The sequence below is a fragment of the Egicoccus sp. AB-alg6-2 genome, assembly GCF_041821025.1.
Lineage (GTDB): Bacteria > Actinomycetota > Nitriliruptoria > Nitriliruptorales > Nitriliruptoraceae > Egicoccus.
Window position 1 is genome coordinate 71,750 of sequence record NZ_JBGUAY010000006.1, and the last position, 23,908, is coordinate 95,657.

At 73.7% G+C, this 23,908-nt stretch carries 16 protein-coding genes; 7 read left to right on the plus strand and 9 right to left on the minus strand.

Features of this window, described 5'->3' with window-relative positions:
- Positions 1 to 133 precede the first annotated feature (133 nt).
- On the plus strand, positions 134 to 1,057 hold the full coding sequence (locus ACERMF_RS11880; protein WP_373669318.1) for a hypothetical protein: 924 nt from the start codon (positions 134 to 136) through the stop codon (positions 1,055 to 1,057).
- An 88-nt stretch (positions 1,058 to 1,145) separates the two neighbouring features.
- Here the strand turns inward: ACERMF_RS11880 and ACERMF_RS11885 are convergent, their stop codons facing one another.
- The 4 genes from ACERMF_RS11885 to ACERMF_RS11900 all read right to left on the minus strand — a co-directional run bounded on the left by ACERMF_RS11885 (position 1,146) and on the right by ACERMF_RS11900 (position 7,118).
- Positions 1,146 to 2,774, minus strand: coding sequence for a glycosyltransferase family 4 protein (locus ACERMF_RS11885; protein ID WP_373669319.1), 1,629 nt, complete (start codon positions 2,772 to 2,774; stop codon positions 1,146 to 1,148).
- Positions 2,771 to 5,233: a glycosyltransferase gene (locus ACERMF_RS11890; protein WP_373669320.1), complete on the minus strand. Its 2,463-nt coding sequence runs from the start codon at positions 5,231 to 5,233 to the stop codon at positions 2,771 to 2,773. Before ACERMF_RS11890 ends, ACERMF_RS11885 begins: the two co-directional genes overlap by 4 nt.
- Positions 5,234 to 5,422: 189 nt before the next feature.
- Positions 5,423 to 6,229 carry an ABC transporter ATP-binding protein gene (locus ACERMF_RS11895; RefSeq protein ID WP_373669321.1) on the minus strand — a complete coding sequence of 269 codons (807 nt, stop codon included), beginning with the start codon at positions 6,227 to 6,229 and terminating at the stop codon, positions 5,423 to 5,425.
- On the minus strand, positions 6,222 to 7,118 hold the full coding sequence (locus ACERMF_RS11900; RefSeq protein ID WP_373669322.1) for an ABC transporter permease: 897 nt from the start codon (positions 7,116 to 7,118) through the stop codon (positions 6,222 to 6,224). The genes ACERMF_RS11895 and ACERMF_RS11900 overlap by 8 nt, the downstream gene beginning before the upstream one ends.
- A 198-nt stretch (positions 7,119 to 7,316) precedes the next feature.
- On the opposite strand from ACERMF_RS11900, the gene ACERMF_RS11905 reads away from it, so the two are divergent.
- The 6 genes from ACERMF_RS11905 (at position 7,317) to ACERMF_RS11930 (ending at position 14,928) form a co-directional block, all read left to right on the plus strand.
- Positions 7,317 to 9,719 (plus strand): hypothetical protein, encoded by a 2,403-nt coding sequence (locus ACERMF_RS11905; RefSeq protein WP_373669323.1) that lies wholly within the window; start codon positions 7,317 to 7,319, stop codon positions 9,717 to 9,719.
- Positions 9,716 to 11,935 carry a glycosyltransferase gene (locus ACERMF_RS11910; RefSeq protein WP_373669325.1) on the plus strand — a complete coding sequence of 740 codons (2,220 nt, stop codon included), beginning with the start codon at positions 9,716 to 9,718 and terminating at the stop codon, positions 11,933 to 11,935. The genes ACERMF_RS11905 and ACERMF_RS11910 overlap by 4 nt, the downstream gene beginning before the upstream one ends.
- Positions 11,932 to 12,981, plus strand: coding sequence for an FkbM family methyltransferase (locus tag ACERMF_RS11915; RefSeq protein ID WP_373669326.1), 1,050 nt, complete (start codon positions 11,932 to 11,934; stop codon positions 12,979 to 12,981). The genes ACERMF_RS11910 and ACERMF_RS11915 overlap by 4 nt, the downstream gene beginning before the upstream one ends.
- Positions 12,982 to 13,073: 92 nt before the next feature.
- On the plus strand, positions 13,074 to 13,667 hold the full coding sequence (locus ACERMF_RS11920; RefSeq protein ID WP_373669327.1) for a hypothetical protein: 594 nt from the start codon (positions 13,074 to 13,076) through the stop codon (positions 13,665 to 13,667).
- Positions 13,667 to 14,233: an RNA polymerase sigma factor gene (locus ACERMF_RS11925; protein WP_373669328.1), complete on the plus strand. Its 567-nt coding sequence runs from the start codon at positions 13,667 to 13,669 to the stop codon at positions 14,231 to 14,233. Before ACERMF_RS11920 ends, ACERMF_RS11925 begins: the two co-directional genes overlap by 1 nt.
- Positions 14,230 to 14,928, plus strand: coding sequence for an anti-sigma factor (locus ACERMF_RS11930; protein ID WP_373669329.1), 699 nt, complete (start codon positions 14,230 to 14,232; stop codon positions 14,926 to 14,928). Before ACERMF_RS11925 ends, ACERMF_RS11930 begins: the two co-directional genes overlap by 4 nt.
- A gap of 24 nt (positions 14,929 to 14,952) precedes the next feature.
- Here the strand turns inward: ACERMF_RS11930 and ACERMF_RS11935 are convergent, their stop codons facing one another.
- The 5 genes from ACERMF_RS11935 to ACERMF_RS11955 form a co-directional block, all read right to left on the minus strand.
- Positions 14,953 to 17,409 (minus strand): heparinase II/III family protein, encoded by a 2,457-nt coding sequence (locus ACERMF_RS11935; RefSeq protein WP_373669330.1) that lies wholly within the window; start codon positions 17,407 to 17,409, stop codon positions 14,953 to 14,955.
- Between the two features lie 123 nt (positions 17,410 to 17,532).
- Positions 17,533 to 20,001, minus strand: coding sequence for an S-layer homology domain-containing protein (locus tag ACERMF_RS11940; RefSeq protein ID WP_373669331.1), 2,469 nt, complete (start codon positions 19,999 to 20,001; stop codon positions 17,533 to 17,535).
- A 143-nt stretch (positions 20,002 to 20,144) separates the two neighbouring features.
- Complete coding sequence (locus tag ACERMF_RS11945) at positions 20,145 to 20,894, minus strand: hypothetical protein (RefSeq protein WP_373669332.1); 750 nt, start codon at positions 20,892 to 20,894, stop codon at positions 20,145 to 20,147.
- Positions 20,891 to 22,183: an S-layer homology domain-containing protein gene (locus tag ACERMF_RS11950; RefSeq protein ID WP_373669333.1), complete on the minus strand. Its 1,293-nt coding sequence runs from the start codon at positions 22,181 to 22,183 to the stop codon at positions 20,891 to 20,893. The genes ACERMF_RS11945 and ACERMF_RS11950 overlap by 4 nt, the downstream gene beginning before the upstream one ends.
- Before the next feature lie 188 nt (positions 22,184 to 22,371).
- Positions 22,372 to 23,550, minus strand: a complete 1,179-nt coding sequence (locus ACERMF_RS11955) for an EAL domain-containing protein (RefSeq protein ID WP_373669334.1) — start codon at positions 23,548 to 23,550, stop codon at positions 22,372 to 22,374.
- Positions 23,551 to 23,908: the final 358 nt, after the last annotated feature.

The window sequence follows — 23,908 nt, forward strand, 5'->3', positions numbered from 1 at the left end:
GATCCCGCACCGGTGCGGCGCTGCCGCGACATCGAGGTGGAGCCGCGACATGATCGGCGGGGCGGGCACGCGGACCACAGGGTGGGCGAGCGCCGTGGGTGTCGCCAGGCGGGGTGATGGCAGCATCCGCCGCATGCCGAGTGTCGACGATCGTGCCCTGGACATCGCCCGGTCGCAGCGTGGGCTGGCGACGCGCCGGCAACTGCTCGACGCGGGGGTGTCGCCAGCGACCATCACCCGTCGCCTGCAGAACGCGCGGTGGTCGGAGCCGGTGGCCGGCGTGGTGGACGTCGGGACGCACGAACCGACGTGGCACGGACGGCTGCAGCAGGTCCTGCTCGCCACCGGCCCCGCATCGTGGGTCTCGCACCGCTGCGCCGCCTATCTGCACCGCTTCCTCGACGTGGACGAGCCGGGCCACCTCGACATCCTGGTACGCCGTGGACGTCACACCGCCGTCGGAGCGCTTCGGTTGCACACCACGCTCGGGCTGGCCGACGACGAGACGACGGCGGTGTCCGGGCTGCGGTGCACCACCCGAGCCCGGACACTCCTCGACCTCGCTGCCACGACCGCCACCGACGAGCTCGAACGGCAGGTGCTGGAGCTCGCCCGGCGCGACCGCACCGCGTTCCGCCAGCTCGGCGGACTGCTCGCCCGCTATCCGACGATGCCCGGCCGACGTCGACTGCTGACGGTCCTGGCCCGGCAACCCGAGGCGATCGAGAAGCTCGGCTCCGCCTTGGAGGTGATCGGTCTGCCGGCGCTCCTGCGCCACGGCGCTCCTGCTCCCACGTTGCAGTACCAGGTACGTGACCGTGGTGGAGCGGCGGTCAAGCGGGTCGACGCCGCGTGGCCCGACTTGTGGACGATCCTCGAGTTCGACGGCGCGGCCTACCACGACACGTCGGCCGCCCGACGCCACGACGCCGAGGTCCGGGACCGCATGCGGGCGTTGGGCTGGACCGTCGAGGTGTTGCGCTTCGCCGACCTCGACGGTCCCCGTCCCGCCCAGATCGCGGCCCGCCTGCGAGAACGCGCCGCCACCACCGCGTGATCATGTCGCGGGAGCTCGTCCATGTCGCGCCGATCCCGCACCGGTGCGGGGCTGCCGCGACATCGAGGTGGAGCCGCGACACGATCGGTCAGGTGACGCCGAGGCGGCGGGCGGCCTGCTTGGCCAGCGACTTCGCGGGGGCGGGGAGGCGCTTGGCGGCGTCGCGGACCGGATCGGGCAGCGAGGACACGGCGGTCGGTCGCTTCGGCAGGTCGGCGAGCAGGTCCACCCACCGGGCGGCGACCAGCGGAAGGTCGTAGCGCTCGACGACGAACCGGCGGGCCGCGTCGCCCGTCGCGGACAGCGGACCGGCCCGCACGGCGGTGAGCACCCGTTCGACGGCGGCGTCGGTGTCCGCGACGACGTGCTCGGCGGGGAAGATCTCGCGGACGCCTTCGCGGTCCCACAGCAGCGGGATGCTGCGGGCCGCCATGCCCTCGGCGGGCGCGAGGTGGAACGACTCGAAGTCCGAGGGGGACAGCACCCAGCCCACCCGGCGGAACCAGCCGGGGACGTCCGCGACCGGGCCGACGAACCGGACGGCGTGCCGCAACCGCGGGGAGCGTTGGACGCGGTCGAACAGGCGCTCGTAGTACACCTGCTCGTCGTGGCGCTGGCGGACCCACTCGCTGTCCCACGGCATCGCGCCCGCGACCTCGAGCCGGAACCGCTCGTCCACGGCCCGTAGGCGTTCGACGAGGTCGATGGCCCGGTCGAGGCGCTTGCGCTCGGGGAGGAATCCCAGCATCCCCAGCACGAACGCCGAGCCCTCCAGTTTCGGTCGGTCGAAGGCGTCGGTGTCGACCGCGTTGGGCACGACGTGCAGCCGATCGCGCCAACCCAGCTCGGCCGCCGCCCGGTCGCGGGTGAACCCGGACACGAACACGGTGGCGTCGACCGCCTGCTGACGGATGCGGGCCGGGAACGGCGTGGACAGCTCCTGCAGGTGCAGGTGCACGACCAGGCGCTGGTTCGCCCGGCGGTTGGCCGCGTACCAGACCGCGTTGCCCAGGGCCCACTCGCACACGACCGTGTCAGCCCAGTCGAGGTGGCGCTTGGAGCGTCGCTCGTCGTGTCGGACGTGGCTGCGCCAGGGGTCGATGCGCACCTGCGCCCCGGCGCGTTCGAACGCCGGAACCAGCGCGCGGAAGAACTTGAGGTCGTGCCCCGCGAGGGCGATCTTGCGTCCACGCAGCCGCGGGCTCCCGTTGGGCACGGGCGCAGCACAGCGCCGCTGCAGGGCCGCGGATCCCAGCACCTGTGTGCGCCACGAGGCGGCGTGCCAGCGACCGACGACGGTCGCGCGCTCGGTCTCGTCGCGGCACACGATCACGTCGACGGCATCGGTCAGACGCTCCCACAACTCGTCGTCGGCCTCCAGCAGGCCGGGGTCGGGCGCGACCCATCGCTGGGCGGCCGGCCGACGCGCCACCAGCTGCCGCACGCCGTCCACGCCACGCACCAGAATGGCGTCCGCCGCGCTGGCCACACCGGCCGTGACCGTCAGCAGCCGCTCGGCCGGTGCCGGCGAGGTGCCGCCGTCCGAGGTGACCTCGATGCCCGCACCGGTGGCCGTCGCCAGCAGTGACCGCATTCGACCGCTGCGCGCGACGACCCGGACCGCGGCGCCGGCGTTCCGTAGCGCGTCGGCGGTCACCCGCGTCCAGTCGACCGCCGCGTCGACGTCGGCGGTGGTGTCCAGCAGGTGGACCTTCATGCGCCAGCCGACCCGGCACGACCGGCGGTTTCCACGGCGTAGAACAGCGAGCCGCTGGTCCGGGCCTCGTCGAGGATGCGCGCGAGCACGGTCGGGTCCGACGACCAGCCCAGGCGCGCCACCAACTCGCGGCGAACGAGGGCCGGTCCGGCGCGCAGGGCGTCGACATAGCGGTGGGTGGGACCGTCGTCGGCGTCGGTTCCGATCGCATCGGCCCGCGTGTAGCGCCGCGCGGTCGCGAGTCGTGCCACCTCGTCGCGGCCGGGAGCGCCCTCGCCGACCAGCACCCATGCGGTCGGTGCGAGGTCGGCCAGTTCGCGGTAGCGGGCCACCTCGTCGTCGCTGCCCAGGGTCAACCGACGCACCTCGACGGACCCGTCGGCGGCCGCACCGCGACCGCCGGCCGGACCCCCGCCGCCTGCTGCACCCCCGCGACCGCCGGCCGCGCCGGACCCATCCGTCGCGTCCCCGGCGGTGAGGACGACCTCGAGGTCGGCGTCACCGGCGGGGTCGCTGGCGGGGCGCAGCGCCGTGATGGCGGCGTCGCGGTCGGCGGCGACGTCGTAGCCGCACCAGCGGGCGACCTGCGCCAGCCGGTCGGCGTAGGTGTGCTGCGACATCACCAGTTGCAGTCCGGCGAGGCTGCGTTCGCGCCACCAGTCCTCGTCCTCCACCAGGCGCCGGATGGCGTCGCGGGCCGCCTCCTCGGTGTCGACGACGTCGACCACGTCACCGAGCATCTGCTCGAGCCCGAGGCTCGGGGTCGACACGACCGGCGTCCCACAGGCCAGCAGTTCGAACACGCGCCGCGAAAACATCGTCGGCGACGAGACGACCGAATTGGTGTTGAGAAACACCTTGTGGCGGCCGTACAGGCGCACCATCTCGGCATACGGCACCCCGCCGACGATGTGGGACGCGAACCGGTCCGGGAAGCCGGTCGAGGGGTCGCCGTCGCCGTGGGTGCGGTCGTAGATCATCAGCTCGAAGGGGCGCGCGGCGTCGAGGAGCTGCTCGAGCGAACGCTTCCGTTCCTCGTGGCGGCTCTTGTAGTAGGTGCCGGCGAAGACCGGCCGTGGGTCGCGCGGACCCATGTTGCCGGTCGGGTTGTGCAGGACCGGCTGCGCCGCGAACGGCAATGCCTCGATGACGTCGGCGGTCTGCAGGTGCAGCTTGGCGTACTCGGGGACGCAGTCGGCGTCGGTGGTGAGCACGACGTCGAACAGCGTCGACGCGCGACGGAACCGGTTGAAGTGGATCGGGTCTTCCTTGTTCCAGAAGACCGTCGGGATGCCGCGCTGCCGGCACCAGGCCGTCAACGCCGACAGTTCGGGATGCCCGACCGACAGCACGTCGTCGTACTGGCCGACGCGGTACTGCCAGCTGCCGTCGTTGCCCTGCCACGCCGACTCGACGAACAGCAGGTTCGGGGGTCGCTGCTCGAGCGTGTCGCGCCAGCCTTCGGGGGTGAAGGTGAGCAGTTCCACCTCGGGTTCGAAGCAGGCGCGGGTGAAGGTGTCCATGATCCCGGCGACCCGCAGGTCGGCGACCGCGGCCGGTTCGACCGGGTCGAGCGCGCGTGGCCGCATGCCCGTGACGACCGGGAGGCCCTCGGGCACCTTCAGCGGCACCTTCTTGCGCGTCGGTCGCGGCAGCGCGGACGGCACCGGCGGTCCCGTCACGATCTGCCACACCTTCAGCGGGAGCAGCAGCAGCGCCTTCCGGCTGCGGCGTGCCTCGCCGAGCGCCGTGCCCAGCCGGTTCCAGCGGCGCACCCGCATCGAGGCCAGCTTCCACCGCGCGTCGTCGCGCTGGAACGCGACTTCGCACAGCTGCTGCTCGGCGGCTTCGACGGTCTCGCGCAGCGTCTGCTCGAGCCGGCGCCGCTCCTTGGCGTGGACGCTGCGCCCACGCACCGCCGCCTGCAGCCCGTCGAGGCGTTCGTTGAGCCCGCGCAGTTCCTCGCTGCGCCGGTGCGCGAGTTCGGCGGTCTCACGCCAGGCGGCCTCGGCGGCGGCGTGCACCCCCGCCTGCAGCCGTGCCACCTCGACGGCGTCGGCCGCTCCGGGGACGGCTGTCAGCAGCAGGTCGCCGTCGTCGAGGTGCAGCGTCCTCGGAGCCAGGTGCTGCGCCACGGCCGGGACCAGCGTGCCGGGGGTGGACACGGGTCGAGGCTCGCGGTCGCCGGCGCCAGCGACGCGGTGGGCGACCAGCAACCGGCCGTCGTCGGCCAGGACGCGGGCGATCCGGCCGAGCAGCGCCCCGGCGTCGTCGGGGTCGAGGTGGTCGAGCACGTCGGCGAGCACCACCACCGACGCCGTGCCCTCGCCGAGCCCGGCGAGCCGGTCCGCAGCGGTGGCGGGGTCGTCGAGGAGGACGGTGCCCGGCCCTCCGTCATGTTCGGCCAGCCAGGCGTGGCGGGCGGCGTGCGCGGGCTGCGGTGCCTCGACCTCGGTCACGGCTCCCCCTGCTGCTCGTCGGACGGTGCGCCGACCACGACGCCGGAGGGCGCGGGACGGCGCTCGGAACCTAGCCGCGCACGCGCCGGCGGCCCGTGGCCCGTCGGCGACCCGCGGCCCCGGGGAGCCCCGCGGCCCCTCGGCGACCCGTGGCCCGCCGGCGACCCCCGACCCCTCGACGGTCGGCGGTCATTGCTCGGCGGCGCGGCGCCGGCGGTCGGCGACGTCGCTGCGGTACTCGTCGATGACCTCCTGTGGGTCACCGTCGGCGCGCAACTGTCCGTCGTGCAGCCACAGCACCCGGGTGCAGGTGTCCAGGATCGTGTCCAGCGCGTGGCTGACGAGGAACACGGTGCCGGCGTTCTCGCGCAGTTCGTTGATCCGGGCGCGGCTCTTGTCGCGGAACTCCTCGTCGCCCACGGCCAGCGCCTCGTCGATGACGAGGATGTCGGGGATGACGGTGGTCGCGATGGAGAACAACAGCCGGGCGCGCATACCGGAGGAGTAGGCCCGCAGCGGCAGGTCGCCGAACTCCTCGACGCCGGCGAACTCGAGCACCCGCGGGAGCGCCTCGTCGACCTCCTTGCCCTTCATGCCGAGTGCGAGGCAACCGAGCTCGACGTTGCGGCGACCCGAGAGGTTGGGCTGCAGCGCGGTGCCGACGCCCAGCAGCGTCGGCTGGCTGCGGGCGTACACCTCGCCGGCGTCGACGGGCAGCAGGCCCGAGAGCGCCTGCAGCAGCGTCGACTTGCCCGACCCGTTGCGGCCGACGATGCCGATGGTCTCGCCGCGGCGGGCGACGAGGTCGACGCCGCGCACGGCCTTGATCTCGCGGTACTGGCGCTTCTTGCCGCGGGCGAGGTCCTGCAGCCGCAGGGCGCGGTCCTCGTAGATGCGGTAGGTCACGTGGACGTCGTCGAGCCAGACGTTGACGTCCTCGTCGCCGAGGACCTGGTCGGGGGCGCGCCGGTCGGCGGCGGTGTCCTGCTCAGCCACGGCCGTACCGCTTCTCGGCGGCGGTGAAGAAGAAGAAGCCGCCGGCCAGCGCCAGCAGGGTCCACAGCACCGCCGACAGCCACAACAGGCGCAGGTCGAAGTGCGCGTGGGAGTGCATCAGGTACTCGCGGGCGAGCGAGATGAACACGTAGAACGGATTGAGCAGGAACACCGGCTCGAGCCACTGCCAGTTGGGACGGCCCTGCGTGAAGCGGCCGATGTCGTAGAGCACCCCGGAGAGGTAGAAGCCGAGCCGGAACACGAACGGCAGGACGTTTCGCATGTCCCGCACCGTGTCGGTCAGGCGCGCGGTGATCATGGCGCCGCCGAGGTTGAACAGCGTCGCCATCACGAACACGACCGGGAACGCGAGCATGCCCCAGAACAGGCCCTCGCCGGTCAGCAGCATCGTGGCGAGGATGACCAGGAACGAGGGCCAGAAGCCGGCGGCCTCCTTGATCGCCACCGACAGCGGCAGGATCGCGCGCGGGAACTGCAGCGAGCGCAGCAGGCCGACGTTGTTGACGATCGAGCTGGCCCCGCCGCTGATGGTGCGCTGCATGTAGCCGTAGAACATCACGCCGACGGTGAGGAAGGCGATGTAGTTGGGCGGCCGGACGTCACCGGCGAGGTCGGCGTCCTCGACCGCCGCGCCACCGACGTCGAAGATGATCCCGAAGATGAGGTAGTAGATCGCGATGAGCAGGATCGGGTTGATCAACCGCCACAGGCTGCCGAGCACGGTGTCCATGTGCTCGCCACGCAGCTGCCCGGTGGCGAGGTTGACGGCGAACTGCCGTCGCGCCCACAGGCCACGCAGGTAGTCGCGCGCGCGGGGCTTGCCGCCGAGCGGGATCAGCCCCCGGGGCGGCGAGGAGAGTTGGGACACGGGCGGGGCATCCGGACATGGGGAGGAGTCGGCGCGCCATCCTACTGCCGCCACCCGCCCGTATCGTGCCGGCGGGTCCCGGCGGCCTGTCCGTGCGCCGGTGCGTCGAGGTCCGTCGGAGGGCCCCGCTGCTATCGTCGAGCGTCGTCGCCGCCGGCCTGGTGGCGGCGACGTTTTCGTCCGAGGAACGTCCACCTCATGCGCCACTCCCCCGCGCGGCCGCAGCGCACCATCGACCTGCTGCGCCCCCATCTCGACGGCGTCAGCCACGCCCTGGACCTGCACCCGGGAGACCCGGACCTGCGCGGCGTCGTCGGGCTGCCGGCGGAGGTCGCCCACGTCCCGGTCACCTCCGACATCGAGGTGTCCCGCGACCAGCGCTGTCTGCTGGTGACGCGGGTCGCCGCCGGCGCGGATCCGCAGGAGGCGGTCGGCGACCTCGACGGGGCCGCCGCCGGCGCCCGGGCGGTGGTCTTCCTGCGCTCGGGGCTCGAGCACGCGCCGGTGCTGGGCCTGGGTGCCGCACTCGCCGACGCCGGCTGGCGGGTGCTGGGATTCGGCGAACTGCTCTACGAGGTGGCACCCAGCGCGGTGGTCGCGGTGCGCGCCGGCGACGGTGGCAAGGACGACGGCCACGCCGACGCCGGCGACAGCGGCGACCGCGACCAGGACGGCGGCCACGCCGACACCGGCGACGACGATCTGGCCGAACACAACCGTCGTGTGCTCGAGCGGGCGCTGGTTCCGCTGCTGCTGGCCCGCCTCGAGGGCGGCGAGGACGGCGACGAGGGCGACGCCGAGCACCTGCGCGACCGCCTGGCCTACCTCGAACGCCAGCTCGACCGGTTGCGCGACGACGCCGCGGAACACCGTGAACGCGAGCGCGTGCTCAAGCGCGACCTGCGGACCGCACAGCGCAAGCTCGGACAGATGGAGACCTCGACGAGCTACCGCGTCGGACACGCGCTGGTCCGCTCGACGCGTTCGCCGGGTGCCGCCAAGCGGCTGCCCAAAGAACTGGCCAAGGCCCTGCGCGAGCGCGAGGCCCCGGCCACCACGACCCCCGAGGTCGCCGAGGAGCACGCCGGCGGTGCCGAGGCGCAGGAACGCAGCGGTGAACCGGCCGAGCGGTGGCGACTGGTCGACGGGCTGACGACCCGGTTCACCGCCGACGTCGCCCCGTCGCTCGCCGTCGTCGGCACCGCCGAGTTCGCCGACGTGCTGGGCCGTCACGCCGCCGTGACCCGCCTGCTGCCGCACGACGCCGCGTTGCTGCTCGAGCGGATGCGTCCCGGGGCGGTGCTCGTGCAGGCCAGTGCGGTCCTGCACGGTTCGCCCTGGGCGGGCGGCGGAACGTCCGTGTCCGTCGAGCGCGACCGCGACCTGGCGCAGGTGCTCGCCGCCGCGTCGGCGGCCGGTGTGTCGACCGTGTGGTGGTGGGACGCGCCGGCGGCGTCGCTGCCGCTGCTGCGCTCGGTCGCCGCGACCTGTGACGTGGTGCTCTCCGCCGACGGCCGGCTCGGGCCGGCCTGGGCCCCTGGCGCGGACCTGCACCACGTCGACGTCGCGGCCCGGGGCGGCGACGGCGTCGTCCACCTGCACACCGGTGGTCCTCGCGCACCGGTCGGACTCCTGCGCGAGGCCCTGCGTGCCGCCGCCCGGCGCACCACGACCCGCGTGGTGGTCGACCTCCTCGACCATCCCCGGCTGGCCGACGTGGCGGTCGAGACCGGCGCCGAGCTGTCCGTCGCCACCCCGAACGACCGCTACGCGGCCTACCGCGACGCCGCCGTGGTCCTCGCCTCGCCCTTCACCAGCGCGCCGGACGGCACCGACGCGGTCGGCCCGACGTTGGCGGCGTTGCTGTCGGGCGCCCGCGTCGTCAGCGGCCCGAACCCCGTGCTGCGCGACCTCGTCGGCGACCTCGTCACCTTCGTCGACACCGCCGACGAGCTGCCGGACGCGTTGGAGCAGGCGCTGACCGCCGCGCCCGCCGACGACGCGGCCCGCTGGCGACAGCTGCGCCACCTCGCGGCGGTCGCCTCGCCCTACACGGCCCTGCGCCGCCTGGGCGGCCACCTCGGCCACCAGGTGGATCCGACCCCGCAGCGGGCCGTGACGGTCGTCACCGACCTCGACGGCGACGCCGAGCCGTTCGTGGCCGCCGCGCTGGCCCAGCGGACCCGCCCGCAGGTCGTGGTCGCCCGCGGCGCGCAACCCGGCCTGCACGACCGCGCCCTGGCCGAACTCGAGGCCGCCGGGATCCAGGTCATCGCGACCGGCCCCTCGCGCGGCGCCCTGCCCCTGACCGCGCCGACGCCGTGGGTGGTGCGCCTCGACGCCGGCGCCGAGCTGCACCCCGACCACCTGCACGACCTGCTGCTGGCGGCCGAGCTCGGGCCGCTCCCGGACGCGGTCGGGTACGCCGACCGGCTGGGACCGGCCGAGCGCCTGCCCGACACCGGCACGCTGCTGCGCGCCGAGCTGGTCCGCCGGCGCGGCCGGACCGCCGCCGACCGCTGGACGCCGCTGGGGCTGCGCAGCCTCGGTGTGCCCCGACTCCACGAACCCCAGGCCACGACCGGCGAGGTGACCCCGTGACCCGGCGCCTGCGCGCCCTGCTGTACGGCGACGTCGACATGAACGTGATCGACGGCTCGGCGGTGTGGGCCCAGTCCACCGCGCTGGCGCTGGCCGACGCCGGGGTCGAGGTGACCCTGGTCCTCAAGGCCGCCGTCACCACCGACCGGCTGTTGCAGCCGCTGGCGGACCACGCGGGCATCGTCGTGCACGCCCCCCACGCGGAGCGCACGGTGGCCGACCTCGGCGAGGGACAGCTCACGCCGGCGCAGTTCGCCGAGCTGGCCGCGGAGCTGGACGCCGCCGACCGCTTCGACCTGGTGGTGCTCCGCGGCTTCGGGCTCGTGCGCACGGTCGTCGAGGACGGCCGCCTGCACGGCCGCCTGTGGACCTACCTGACCGACATCCCGCAGACGGTCGTCGAGCTCACCGACGAGGCCGTCGACCAGCTGACGGCGATAGCGGACGCCTCGCGGGTCGTGTTGTGCCAGACCGAGGAACTGCGCTCCTTCCTCGAGACCGGCGTCCCGGCCACCTGTGGCAAGACGGCGCTGTTCCCGCCGATCGTGCCGGCGGCGCAGGTCTCGGCCACCGACGAGCCGCCCGCCACCGACGACCTGCAGCTGGTCTACATCGGCAAGTTCGCCCGCCGCTGGAACACCCTCGAGATGACGCAGCTGCCGGCCCGGCTCGCCGAACACGGCGTGACCGCCCAGCTGCACGCGGTCGGCGACAAGATCCACCGTGGCGACGAGGTGATGCCCGACTTCCCGCACCGGATGCGTGAGGGGCTGGAGAACGGTGTCGGCGTCGTCTGGCACGGCGGACGCCCACGCGCCGAGGCGATGGCCCAGGCCGCACTCGCCCACGTCGGCATGTCGTGGCGTGACGCGGAGCTCGACGCCAGCCTCGAGCTGTCCACGAAGGTGCTGGAGTACGGCTCGCTCGGACTGCCGGTCGTGCTCAACCGCACCCCGGCGCACGAGGCGCTGCTCGGTGCCGACTATCCGTTGTTCGCCGCGACCGAGGACGAGGTCGTCGAGGTGCTGCTCGACGTCACCCGCGACGGTGAACGCTGGAAGTTGGCCGCGGAGCGCTGCCGCACCGCCGCGGCGGCCTACACCCTGGAGCGTGCGAGCGAAGAGCTGCGCATCGAACTGGGGCGGGTGTTCCCCGACGCGCCGGCGCTGGCCCGCAGTGACGGTCGCCCGCTGCGCGTGGTCGTCGCCAGCCACGACCTGAAGTTCTTCACCCGCATCCTCGACGACCTGCAGGCCCTGCCCCAGGTCGAGGTCCGCATCGACCCGTGGGCCTCGCTCAACGACCACGACGAGGCCCGCTCGCGCGAGCTCAACGACTGGGCCGACGTCGTCATCCTCGAGTGGTGTGGCCGCAACGCGGCCTGGTACTCGCGGCACAAGCGGGAGGGGCAGCGCCTGATCCTGCGCCTGCACCGCTTCGAGCTCTACACCCACTATCCGGCGGACGTGCAGCACGACGCCATCGACCAGGTGATCGCGGTCAGCCCGCACTACGCCGACCTCACCCGCGAGTTGACCGACTTCGCCCCCGAACGGGTCGTGACCATCGCCAACTGGGTCGACGTGCACGCCTTCGACCGCCCGAAGGATCCGGCGGCCCGGTTCCACCTCGGCATGATCGGGGTGTCCCCCGTCACCCGGAAGCGGCTGGATCTCGGCATCGACGTCGTCGAGCGCCTGCGTGCTGTCGACCCGCGTTTCATGTTGTTCGTCAAGTCGAAGCTGTCGTGGGACTACTGGTGGATCTGGAAGGACGACGACGAGCAGCGTGAGCTGCAGCACAGCCTCGACCGGCTGCAGTCGTCGGCGCTGCTGCGCAACGGGGTGGTGTTCGACGGGTTCGGTCCCGACGTCGCGGCGTGGCTGCGCAAGATCGGGTTCGTGCTCTCCACCAGCGACGACGAGTCGTTCCACCTCTCCCCCGCCGAGGGCATGGCGTCGGGCGCCGTCCCGCTCGTCCGTGACTGGCCGGGCTCGCGGACCATCTACGCCGACCGTTGGGTGCACGCCGACGTCGACGAGATGGTCGAGCGCATCCTCGACCTCGTCCACGGAGGCGGCTACGACGCGGCGGCGGACGAGGCCCGCGCGCAGGTCACCGAGGCGTTCGACCTGCCGGGGGTCGCCGAGCAGTGGCGGCGCATCCTGGTCGAGGACCTGCCGCCGGACGCGCCGGGGGCCCGGCTGATGCCATGAACCAGGCCACCCGGATCGCCCGCGGACTGCTGCGACGCGTGCGCCGCCGGTGGCGACGTGGCCGCGGAGGACCCGGCGCGACACCGGCGGCGGGCAAGCCGGCGGCGGGCAAGCCGGCGGCGGGCAAGCCGGCCGGCAAGGCGTCGGCGGGCACGCCGTCGGAGGTCGCGGCGGACGGCCCGGCCGAGGGCGTCGACCGCCCGACGCAGGCGCCGACGCTGACACAGCGCCGGTTCACCACCCGCCTGCCGGTGCCCGCCGGCACGGCCCCGCTGCCGCCGTTGCTGGTCGAGGCGCCGCCGCGGGCGTTCGTGGCAAAGCGGCTGCACGAGGTGGGCCTGGCGGGCTACGAGCCGGACACCCTCGCCGCCTGGTGTGCGGCGCTGCAGTTGCGTCCGCCGGGACTGGTGTACGACGTGGGCGCGAACATCGGCGTGTTCGCGCTGACCGCGGCGCTGCTGGTCCGCGAAGGGCTGGCGCCGGCACACCGGATCGTCGCGGTCGAGCCGACGCCCGAGCTCGTGGAGGTGGCGCGGCGGCTGATCCGCCGCAACCACCTCGACGTGGAGGTGCTGTCGATGGCGTTCGGACGCGACGACACGACCGCCATCTTCCACCTGTCGGACCAGTCGGACGCCTCGTCGTCGCTCAACGAGGCGTTCCGGCCCTCGACCCGCAAGGTCGAGGTGCAGATCGAACGGCTCGACTCCGACGTCGCCCAGCGCGGCGAGGTGCCGACGCTGCTCAAGATCGACACCGAGACCACCGAACCCGACGTGCTGGCGGGGGCGCGCGACACGCTCGAGCGCCACCGGCCGTGGATGATCTGCGAGGTGTTGCCGGGCCGCGGCTCCGAGGAGGGGCTGCAGCCGATCCTCGACGGGCTCGGGTACCGCACCTACCGCCTCGACGGCGGCGGGCCGGCCTCCGAGGGGCCGCTGGCGGGCGACACCGACTACGAGTACCTCAACTGGCTGTTCACCCCCGAGGAACCGGACGAGGCCTTCTGGGCCACCGTCGCGACCTGGCGGAACGCCTGGCGCTGAGCGTCGCCGCCGAACCGGATGAACCGATGGCGCCGTTGCGCACGTAGTCCCTGGTGATCGAGTGCAGGCGATCCCGAGAAAAGGGCTGTCCCATGCGGACGCGAGCGCACACACTGGCCGTGGTGACGATGGCGGTGGTGCTGGCCGCCTGCGGTTCGGAGGATCCGCCGGCGGGTGAGGCGACGGGCGAGACCGCCGACGACCCGGCGGCGGACGCCGGCGACACGCCGAGCGGCGAGGAAGCGGGCGAGGAGACCGGCGAGGCGGCCGGCGAGGCGGGCGGCGACGAGGCAGCGGGCGGGGAGGGCGACGTGGCGGTCGCGAGCACGGAACTCGGTGACGTGCTGGTCGATGCCGACGGCATGACGCTGTACCTGTTCACCAACGACCAGGACGGTCAGAGCGTCTGCGAGGACGACTGCGCGGTCGCCTGGCCGCCGCTGCTGGTCGAGGACACGCCGACGGCGGGCGCGGGCGTCGACCCGTCGCTGCTCGGCACGACCGAGCGCAGCGACGGCACCACCCAGGTGACCTATGCGGACTGGCCGCTCTACACCTGGGCCTCCGACCAGGCGCCGGGCGACGTGACGGGCCAGGGCGTCGGTGGGGTGTGGTTCGTGGTCGACCCGCAGGGCGAGGCGATCGAGGACGAGGTGGGCGCGGCCGCCGGCGACGACGGCTACTGATGGTGGGACGATCATCGACGCGCGGTCCGGTCGGCGAGGCGGAACTGCTCGCCGGGGCCGCGCGCGGTGACGAACGCGCCGCGACGGTGCTCTACGACCGCTACGCCGACGGGCTCTACGGCTACGGCCTGCAGCGGCTGCGCGACGAGGAGCTGGCCGAGGAACTGGTCCAGCGGGTGCTGGAGAAGGCCTGGCGGCGGGCCGGCACCTACGACCCGGCGCGTGGGACGGTCGGCGCGTTCCTGTTCGCCATCGCCGCCTCGACGGTGGCGGACCTGCGCCGCACCGCTGCGCGTCGGCCCCGGCCCGTCGGTGAGCTCCACGACCGCGACGCCGCGGTCGACGACGACGCCGAGCGTGTCCTGCTGGCCGCGGCGATGCGCACCGCGCTGGGACGCCTCGCACCCGACCACCGTCGCGTCCTGGAGTTGGCCTACGAGCGTGGACTGAGCCAGCGCGAGATCGCCGACGTGCTGCGCCTGCCGCTGGGAACGGTGAAGTCGCGCACCTACTACGCGCTGAAGACGTTGCGGCTGGCCTGTGAGGAACTCGGGGTGACACCGTGAGCGAATGTGACGAGATCCGCCACGCCCTGGGTGGCTATGTCCTCGACGGGTTGGAGCCGGACGAGCGGGAGCTGGTGGCCGCGCACACGGCTGTCTGCGAGCGCTGTCGCGCCGAGCAGGCGGAGCTCGCCGAGACGGCACGGTGGCTCGGTGCCCTCGACCGCTCGACGTCCGCGACGCCGACGGCGCCGGCCGACCTGCGTCAGCGGGTCCTCGGCGCGCGTCGGAAGCGGCGCGGCCGCATCCGCCTGGTCGCGGCGGCGATGGTCCTGTCCGCGGCGGCCGGCGCGGGCGTGGCCACGCTGGCCTCGCGCCCGCCGCCGCCGGACGCGGCCGTTGCCCTGCAGGCGGACGAACCGGTCGGGATCGTCGGTGAGGCACAGCTGCGCCAGCTCGCCAACGGCGTGGAGGTCGCGCTCGACCTGACCGGGGTCCGAAGCGGGGAGCAGGGCTACTACCACGCCTGGTTGCACGCCGGGGACGTGCGCGCCAGCGCGGGGACGTTCGTGGGGACGGCCGACGCCCGGGCGCGCGTGGAGCTGCTGTGTGGCGGGCGCCTGGCCGACTACGACCGCCTCACCGTGACGTGGCATCCGGCGGGCGGCGACGACGAGGTGGTGGCGCTGGACGCGGCGCTGGACCCGTCCGCGGCCGCGACCGGCGAACCGGGTGCCGAGCCGCTGCCGGGGTGGTGACGTCCGCCCGACCGAGCGGGGCGCTCACTCCAGTTCGAGCGCCCGGGCCAGCAGCGACGCCATCTGGCCGCGACTGAGCGATTCCGTCGGGCAGAAGTCGCGGCCGTCCGACGAGCATCCGCGGGTGATCTGCGCCTCCGCGAGACGGTTGATCGCGTCCTCGTGGACGCTGCCGGCGTCGTCGCGGAAGTGGTCGCGCGTGGCCGCAGGCAGTCCCAGGGCACGGTCGAGCATCGAGGCGCTGGCCGCGCGACTGACCGGTTCGTCGGGCCGGTAGGTGCGCGCGCCGAAGCCCTGGACGTAGCCGGCGTCGGCCGCCCGGTTGATGGCGTCCTCGTGGACGCTGCCCGTGTCGTCGTCGAAGTGGTCGCGCGTGGCGGGGGGCAGCTCGAGCGCACGCGCCAGGAAGCTCGCCAGCTGGCCGCGCGTGACGTCGTGGTCCGGGCAGAACCGGGTACCGGAGCGGTCGCAACCCTGCGTGATCCCGTGTGCGACCAGCAACTCGATGTTGGCCTCGTGGACGCTGCCGTCGTCGTCGGCGAAGGTGCCGCGGGCGGCCGGGGTCGCCGGCCCCTGGGTCCGGCCGAGGTAGCCGCCGGGGCTGATGCGCACGTGCAGCGTCTCGCCGCCGACACGCACCTGCAGCAGCAGCCACCCGTCGGCGGTGCGGGCGATCTCGGACGACACGTTGGCCGCCGGCTCGGTCGCCGCCAGCACGGTCAGGTGGGCGGTCGAGGTACCGGTTCGGCGCATCTCGACGGTGGGCGCCGGGGTGCGCTCACGGACCTGGAACGAGCGCCATCCCTGCAGCGGGTCGGTGCTCCCGCGCACGACGCGGGTGGAGCCCGCCGGCACCTCCTGTCCCGGCAGGGCGACCTGCTGGAGGATCAGCTTCGTGGTGCCGTCGGTCGTGCGTGCGTCGACGTAGGAGCGTCCGACCGGGGTGGCCGCCATGTCGGGCGGCAGGTGCCAGTGCTGGGTGAACACGCGGCTGGCCGGTGCACTGGCGCGGTCGAAGACGACGACCACCTCGGGGTCGGAGGCGACCAGCACGCTGCGCTGCCGTGGCGCGTTGGGGTAGGAGCGGTCGTCGAACTCGACGAAGTCCGCGCCGGCCCGCAGTTCGGAGCGGGTCAGGCGGGTCGGTGCGCTGCGCCACGTCTCGCCGGAGACGGTGAGGACGTTGTGGCCCTGCGGGCTGCGCAGGAACTGCCGGTACGCCGAGGTCTCGTAGCCGACGTGCCCGGAGTCCACCAGCAGGTCGCGGCCGCGCGCGTGCCACAGGATCGAGGTGCGGTCCTCGTGACCGTGGACGTCACGTGCGGGGCCGAACCGTCCCGACCACCAGCTGTCCTCGGCGAAGGCGCGCTCGCCCTGGCCCCAGCCGCTGCGCCCGAACACGTAGCCGGCGTCGAAGATGGCGGCCCGGTCTGCCGGCGGCGTGCCCTGGGTCCCGGCGCTGCGGACGTACTCCATCGGCGTGCCGCCGATGGGGTCGGGCCGGTCGTAGGCGTACGAGTCGCCGATGTTGGGCAGGTAGCCGTTGGGCTTGGTCGCATGGGCGATGAAGTTGGGCATCGCCTCGACCAGCCTGCGGGTGGTCGCGTCGACCGTGTCACCGCACTGCTCGGCCATCTGCATCAGCAGCCGGAAGCGCCGGTTGACGTAGAGGTCGTAGCCGACGGCCTGCTCGTTGCTGCCGCCGCCGGGGTGAAGCGCGACCCGCGCCAGGTTGTCGTTGCGCTCGAGGGCGGCGCGACGCAGGTCGGCGCGGTCGAGCACGCATCCGACGCCGTACAACGCGAGGTTGTCGTCGAGGCCGTGGTTCCAGTCGCCGCTGTAGTTGGCGAGCAGGAAGTCGGCGTGGCGGGCGAGCGCGGCGTCGAGCCAGTCGTGGGCACCGATCCGCTCGCGCAGGCACAGCAGCACGTTCGAGCGGTGACGGACCGCCTCGGCGTCCTGGCCCTGCAGGCGCTGGACGTCGTGGGTGCGGGTCCAGTCGCGGGCGATGTCGGTGGCGCGCTGTACCGCGGCGGCGTCGGGCGAACGGATCAGCGACCCCGTCCAGCGCAACGACTGGAACCAGAGCCGCCAGGTGCTGTCGCCGTAGGGGTTGAGGCTCCAGTCGACGCGCCCGTCGCGCATGACCTGCACCGCCGGGCGACTGGTGAGCACGACCTCGCCGCGCATGACCTGTTCGACGGGGTTGTCCCGGTCGATGCCGGAGTAGCCGAGGCAGAGCGAGCCGCGCTGGGCGTCGACGCTGGCCGTGCCGATGTAGGGCTCTGCGGGATGGTCGGCGAGCGGGTCGTGGTCGAGCCCGGACGGCGGCTCGTCGCCGGTGGGCGCCGGCGGCGCCTCGGTCCGCACGGAACCGTCGATCGGCGTCGAGTCCTCGTCCTGTGCGAGCGCCGGCTGGGCGGTCATGGTGAGCGGGACGAGCACGGCGGCGGCCGCCACGGCCGCGAACGTACGGAACAACGGTCGCACGAATCCCCCGAGATCGTGGCGAAGTGGGAACAAAGATCGAAGATCGTAGGGGCAAGCGACCGGGACCGCCCTTCGGGTACGGGGCGTGCGCGCTCCGCCCTGCCGGTCGGCGGGTCATGGGCGCCGTGCGTCGGCGTGCCGGATCCCGTGGTCGGCCAGCATCATCAGGTGCGAGGTGAGCTGCGCGCGCGTGACCGCAGCGCCGGGAACGAAGTCGCCCTGGGACGACCGGATCACCGGCATCACCTCGAGGTGGGCCATCGCGCCGGCGCCGCGCGCGTGGGCGCTGCCGACGGGGACGTCGGGCAGTCGCGCCGTCGTCGCCGGCAGGGCCCCGTTCCAGACCTGCTCGTGGAGGCGCGTGAGCATCGTGGCGAGCTGACCGCGGGTGACGGCGCCCGCGGGGTCGAAGCTGCCGTCGGTGCGGCCGGCGACGATGCCCGCCGCGGCCATGCGACCGATCGCCTCGGCGTGGACGTTGCCGGCCGGAACGTCGGTGAACCGCTTCGTGGTGGCGGCCGTCCGTGGGTGGCCGCTGGCGGTCACCAGCCGGTCGAGCATGGACGCCAGCTGCGCGCGGGTGACGGTGCGGGTCGGGGCGAACTCGCGGGCGCTGATCCCGTTGATGACGCCCCAGTCGACGGCGCAGGCGATGTCGGCGGCGAAGGGGGTGCGCCCGAGGTCGGTGAACGTGGCCGGGGCGAACGTGCCGGGCGGGCAGGCCGCGTCGAGGCTGACGGTGGTGCGCTCGTCGGGCACGGTCGTCGGCTGCAGCTGCGGTTGGGCGACCGCGGACTCGATCAGCCACATGTTGCCGTCGTTGCCCAGTCCGTAGCGGCGCACGGTGCCGCCGGCGGTGAGCGTGACCTGCAGGTGGCTGCCGACCGCAGTGACGGACGCGGAGACGGCGGTCCCGGTGGGGACGGGGACGACGGCGGTCACCATGCGGGTCGAGGTGCCCGAACGGCTCGTGCGGACGACGGGAGCGGCGTGCCAGGCACCAACGGACGGCGCCAGCCAGCCGAGCATCGGGTCGGTACGCCCGGTGATGACGTCGGTCGAGCCGGCCGGCAGGGTCTGTCCCGGCAGCGGGATCTGCAGCACGTGGGTCTCGAGCGCTCCGCTGGGGTGCCGGGCCACGGCGCGGCCGCGGCCCTCGACGCGGACCTGGCTGCCGCGGGGCAGGTGCCAGAGCTGGTCGAACCAGCCCGTCGAGCCGCGCGCGGCGCGGTCCTGGATCAGCAATGCCTGCAGCGAGGTGTCCGCCAGCATCCCGCGGGTGCGGTCGTGGCCGCCCCAGATCCGGTCGTGGACCTCGAAGAACTGCCACGTCGACCCGCCGCGGGAGCGGACCAGTTGCGTGGGCTGGCGCCGGCGCAGCGTCTCGCCACGGGCGACCAGGACGTTGTGCGCCTCGGGTGAGCGGAGGTGGTCCCGCTTGGCACGGTCGGTGTAGCCGACGTGGCCGGAGTCGACCAGGACGGGGCGCCCGGACGCAGCCAGCGTGACCGACTGGTGGTCCTCGTGGCCGTGGAAGTCCATGCCGGGCCCGAACCGCAGGCTGTAGTGCATACCGGTCGCGAACGGCTTCCAGGTGTCGCGACCGAACACGTAGCCGGCGTCGTAGACCTTGTGCGTGCCGCTGGGGGCGCGGCCCTCGCGGCCGGCGCTGGTGACGTAGGCGGTCGGCGAGCCGGCCACGACGCGGGGCGGCTCGTGGTAGGTGTCGCCGATCTGGACGAACCGGCCGTCGGGGCCGGTGGCCCAGGCGACGAAGTCGAGCAGCAACGGACGCCGGGCGGCGATGGCGGACGGCACCGGCTGGCCGCACTCGGTGAGCTTGTCCGCGACGATGCCCCAGCGGTCGTAGATGAAGCCGCCGTAGCCGGGCGCCTGCTCGTTGATCGCGCCCTGGTGGTCGATGTTGACCGCGATGAGCCTGCCGAGCCGGTCACCGGCCTGCCTGCGCCACTCGGCCCGGTCGAGGCGGCAGCCGGCACCGAGCAGTCCGAGCGCCGGATCGATGGCCTGGTTCCAGTTGCCCGGATCGTTGACGGGGTCGGCGAGCCAGCTGCCGTGCGCGGCCAACGCCGTGCGGATCGCCGGGTCGTCGCCGAGACTGTCGAGACAGCTGTAGACGGTCGCCCGCTGCCCGGAGTACATCGGGTTCCACACGTCGAGGGGCCGGGAACCGCGGCCGGGCGGGTTGTCCCTGGCGAAGTCGCGCGCGATGGCCTGGGCGCGTTCGAGGTGGATCGTGGACCTGCCGCGGGCGGCCTCGCGGGTGAGCGGATCGAGCCACTTGAGGCTGTAGAACAGCCGTGCGCTCTCGGTGTCGAGCTGCGGCTGCGACCAGTTCACGTCCCCGGTGGTCCCGATGCTGACGGTGACGCCCTGGGGCAGCACGACCTTGCCGGCGAGCACGCCCTCGGGCGTGTTGAGTCCCATGAGTCCGCTGGCCGGCATGCACGAGAACGCCAGCGGCGCGGCCTGTGCCGAAGTGTCGGCGGGGGGCAGGACGAGCAGCCCCAGCGCCACCAGCACGGCGAGCAACGGACGGGCGGACGGGCGGCGGTGCGACATGCGGTCCCCGGGCATGGCGGAAGCGACGCGTAGGTCACGCGTCCACCTCCCCGTCGGTCCTGCCGGGGGGCGGCGTTAGCGGACGCGCTCCGGGCGCACGACCGACCCGGCCCGGTCCGGGCCCACGACCCGGCTCGTGCCCGTCAGGCGTGGAGCAGCTCGGTCCGTGGCGCGATCCGCCGCCACCAGGACCACAGCGTGGCGAAGAAGAGGGCGATGCCGGCCATCTCGCCGGTCTCCTCGACGAGCACGGCGCCCTGGTAGAGCGGATCGTCCGTGCCGCGGTCGTAGAGCAGCCCGCCGACGATCTCCACCCCGACCGCGCCGCCGACGTACAGCGCCGCCGAGAGGATGGCGAGCAGCCGCAGGTCCGCCGGCATGCGCAGCACCGCGGGCAGGTAGATCGGCAGCAGCGCGAGGACCGCGACCGCGCCGAGGATGACCCAGCCGAACCGCAGGGCGGCCAGCGAGATCCCCAGCTCGTTGACCACCGTGTTGGCCCGCTCGTGGATGCGGGCGCCCTCGTCGAAGGCGAGCAGGACGAACCCGAGACCGAGCCAGCGCCAACGGGTCGCGTCCGGCAGGTCGCGGGCGCGCAGGCACGCACCGGTCAGCAGCAGCAGGGCGCCGCAGGCGGTCAGCCCCAGCACGCTGGCGATGCTCGGGACGTTGAACTCCGAGTCGAGGTGGAACAGCGCGACCAGGCCTTCGCTGCCGGGAAAGACCCAGCCGGCGGTCCTGACGACCGCCGCAAGGATGCCGAGGACGACGAGCGCGGCGACGAGCCCGGCCGCGACGAACGCGACCCGCCGCCCGGTGGGCAGCGCCAAGCGGACGGTCGTCGGCGGTGCACCAGGGCGGGTGAGCTCGGCGTCACCCAGCTCCTGGCTCACCGGAAGGAGGCCACGCCCGGCTGCCCGGGCGGTGGGACGATCTCGCCGGGCGGATCGGCGACCTCGAGTTCGTCGTCGTCCTCGTCCTCGCCGGCGTCGAGGAGCTGCCCGCGGACCGCGCCGTCGGGATGTCCGTCGGAGGTCACCAGCACGTAGTGCCCGAAGGGATCCTCCACCAGTTCCGCGAAGCGGTGGTCGACGTCCATCTCCATGACGACGCCGGTGACGACGCCGTCGCTGGCCGCGTCGAGTTGTGCACCGGTCGCGAGCGGGATGACGGCGGGCCCGTTCTCGTCGTGCGCACCGAGGTGGATGGCCGCGCCGCCGGAGGAGGCGAACGGACCCGAGACGTCGGAGACGTCGATCGTGTACTCGAGGACGCCGTCGAAGGCGTCGACGGTGATGGTCGCCTCGCCCCGGCCCGCGAGCTCACCCTGCCCCGGGCGCCCGTCGTCGTCGAGGACCGTCAGCCCGCTGAGCGGGACGAGGAACTCGACGATGACGGCGGTCGGCAGCCAGCGCTGCTCACGGTCGCCGTAGTCGGCGCCACGCATCAGGAACGACGCCATCTGCCCGCGGGTGACCCGACGGGCGGCGCCGTAGTCGCCGCTGCTGTCACCCTGGACGATGCCGACGCCGGCGATGCGCTGGATGTCGGCCTGGAAGGCGCTGCCGACGGCGTCGGCGAAGTAGACCGTGTCGTCGGCGGGCGGCAGCGAGCCGTCGACCGCGAACGTGTCGGCGTAGTCGATCGCGTTGGCGACGAAGCGCGCCATCTGGCCGCGGGTCACGCTCGCACCGGGCCCGTAGGAGCCGTCGGCGCGCCCGCTGACGATGCCGGCCTCGGCGAGCTTCCTGATCGCGTCGACGTGGGTGCCACCGGCGATGTCGGGGAAGTAGGCGGCCTGCGGGTCGAAGGGCAGCTCCTCGCCGGTGGCCACCTCGACCCAGTTGGCCACGAAGGTCGCCATCTGGGCCCGGTTGATCGCCGCGCCGGGACGGTAGGTGCCGTCGGTGAAGCCCGAGACGAGCAGGTAGTCGGCGGCGCACTCGATCGCGTCACCGTGGGTGCCCTGCGCGTCCGCGAATCGCGGTTCGCCCGGCTCGAGCGGGGCGCCGTCGTCGCCGGGGGGCGGACAGACCCGCTCGATGCCGCGTTCCTCGGACGCGCCGGCCTCCGGGCCGGTGGTCTGCGCGAGCGCGGCCGGGGCGAGTGCGGCCGTCAGGGCCACCACGGCGGACAGCGCAAGCGTCCGCTGCGGGGCACGACGACGTCGGCGGACATCCACGTATGGGGCTCCCTCGAAGGTTGCAGCACCGCGCAAGGTAGGTGACCGGCGCGCGCGCCGTGGCCGTGTTGCGGAGACCGGACGCGACGTTCGGTGCCGTGATGCCACGGCGCGGTGGTGCGCTGAGGCCGAGGTAGACCCCGGGCTGACCGCACGACCGCGCCCTGGCAGCACGGCGGGGCAGCCGGTCAGTCGGCGCCGACGGCGGGGCGGCTCGCGGGTTCGACGGGGAGCTGTTCGAGCCAGTCCGCGGGTAGTTGTCCGGCCGGCAGCGGCCGTCCGAGGTGGTAGCCCTGCCCGAAGTGGCAGCCGGTGCGCGCGAGGAGCCGCTGCTGCCGGCCGGTCTCGATGCCCTCGGCGACCACGGGCGCCCCGATCTGCTCCGCCAGCGCCAGGATGACCTCGACGACCCCGAGCGAGGGTCCGGAGGCCTCGAGTTCGGCGACGAAGCTGCGGTCGAGCTTGATGACGTCCACCGGGAGCCGGTGCAGGTAGGACAGTGCGGCGTGGCCGGCGCCGAAGTCGTCGATCGCGACGCAGACGCCACGCTCGCGCAGCGCCTGCAACCGGCGCGCGCACCCGTCGAGGTCGGCGACGACGGCGCCCTCGGTCACCTCGACGCACAGCAGCTCGGCGGGGAGGCCGCTGCGTCGCAGGGCCCGCTCGACGCGCGCCTGCAGGTCGTCTGCGCTGACGCACTCCGCGGCGAGGTTGACCGCGAGCACCGGCGGCCGGCGACCGGCCGCCTCGGCCTCGCGGCGCCATCGTTGCGCCTGCTCGCAGGCGATCGACAGCACGACGTCACCGATCTGGCGCATGCGCCCGGTCGCCTCCGCGACCGGCAGGAACGTGTCCGGGGCGCGCAGACCGTCGGGGTGGTCCCACCGCACCAGGGCCTCGTAGCCGCGCAGCTCACCGGTCGAGAGGTCGAACACCGGCTGGTAGTGGACGTCGAGTCGACCCGCCTCGATGGCTGCGACGAGTTCGCGCTCGTCCCTCGCCAGACGCGCGGCCGCCTGCAGCGGGGGTCGGGCATGCCGGGCCAGCCACGCCGCCAGCTGCCCGATCAGCAGGAAGTACGCCAGCCGGGTTCCCCATTCGACGGGCGCCTGGTGCGTCGCCGAGTCGACCACCTGGTAGGTGAACGGCCCGGCCAGCAGGCCGGCCACCGCCGCGGTGGCGAGGGCGGCGAGATGCCCGAAGCGCAGGGCGACGAACAGCACCGGCAGGTAGTAGCCGTGCGGGACGACCACCCCGGCGCCGAACACCGAGTTGAGCGCCCACTGGGCGAACAGCAGGGCGGCGACCAGGACCACGCTCGCACGCGGACGGAGGGAGACGGCGGCCAGGAGTGCGCGCGCGGCCATCGCCGTCGGCGTTCCCGTCGACGGCGCCGGATCAGTGGCCGCACCGGCGGTGCGGCCCCGCGACGCGCTCGAGATGTCTGGGCTCCCTGGACGTACTCCCCGTCGTCTTGTCGGCCGTGTGGCCCGTCGCCTGAACCTCGACGTCGCGGTCCGGCTACAGGCCGAGGTTCTTGATCCCGGCGAAGGCGGGGCTGGCGGCGAGCATCGCCATGGCGGTCATGACGGAGAGGGCGGTGAGACGGGCCTTGAGGCGGGACATGGCGCAACCTTTGGTGACGGTCGGACGACCGCCGGGCCGGCGGTCGAGGGGGGACCGCCAGGCTGGCGGTCGGAACGAGACCGCGTCAGGGTCGCGAGC

Excerpts from the sequence above, each read along its gene's own strand:
- ACERMF_RS11880 (WP_373669318.1), top strand. The coding sequence starts at position 134 with ATGCCGAGTGTCGACGATCGTGCCCTGGACATCGCCCGGTCGCAGCGT.
- ACERMF_RS11885 (WP_373669319.1), bottom strand. The coding sequence starts at position 2,774 with ATGAAGGTCCACCTGCTGGACACCACCGCCGACGTCGACGCGGCGGTC.
- ACERMF_RS11905 (WP_373669323.1), top strand. The coding sequence starts at position 7,317 with ATGCGCCACTCCCCCGCGCGGCCGCAGCGCACCATCGACCTGCTGCGC.
- ACERMF_RS11915 (WP_373669326.1), top strand. The coding sequence starts at position 11,932 with ATGAACCAGGCCACCCGGATCGCCCGCGGACTGCTGCGACGCGTGCGC.
- ACERMF_RS11920 (WP_373669327.1), top strand. The coding sequence starts at position 13,074 with ATGCGGACGCGAGCGCACACACTGGCCGTGGTGACGATGGCGGTGGTG.
- ACERMF_RS11925 (WP_373669328.1), top strand. The coding sequence starts at position 13,667 with ATGGTGGGACGATCATCGACGCGCGGTCCGGTCGGCGAGGCGGAACTG.
- ACERMF_RS11940 (WP_373669331.1), bottom strand. The coding sequence starts at position 20,001 with ATGTCGCACCGCCGCCCGTCCGCCCGTCCGTTGCTCGCCGTGCTGGTG.
- ACERMF_RS11955 (WP_373669334.1), bottom strand. The coding sequence starts at position 23,550 with ATGGCCGCGCGCGCACTCCTGGCCGCCGTCTCCCTCCGTCCGCGTGCG.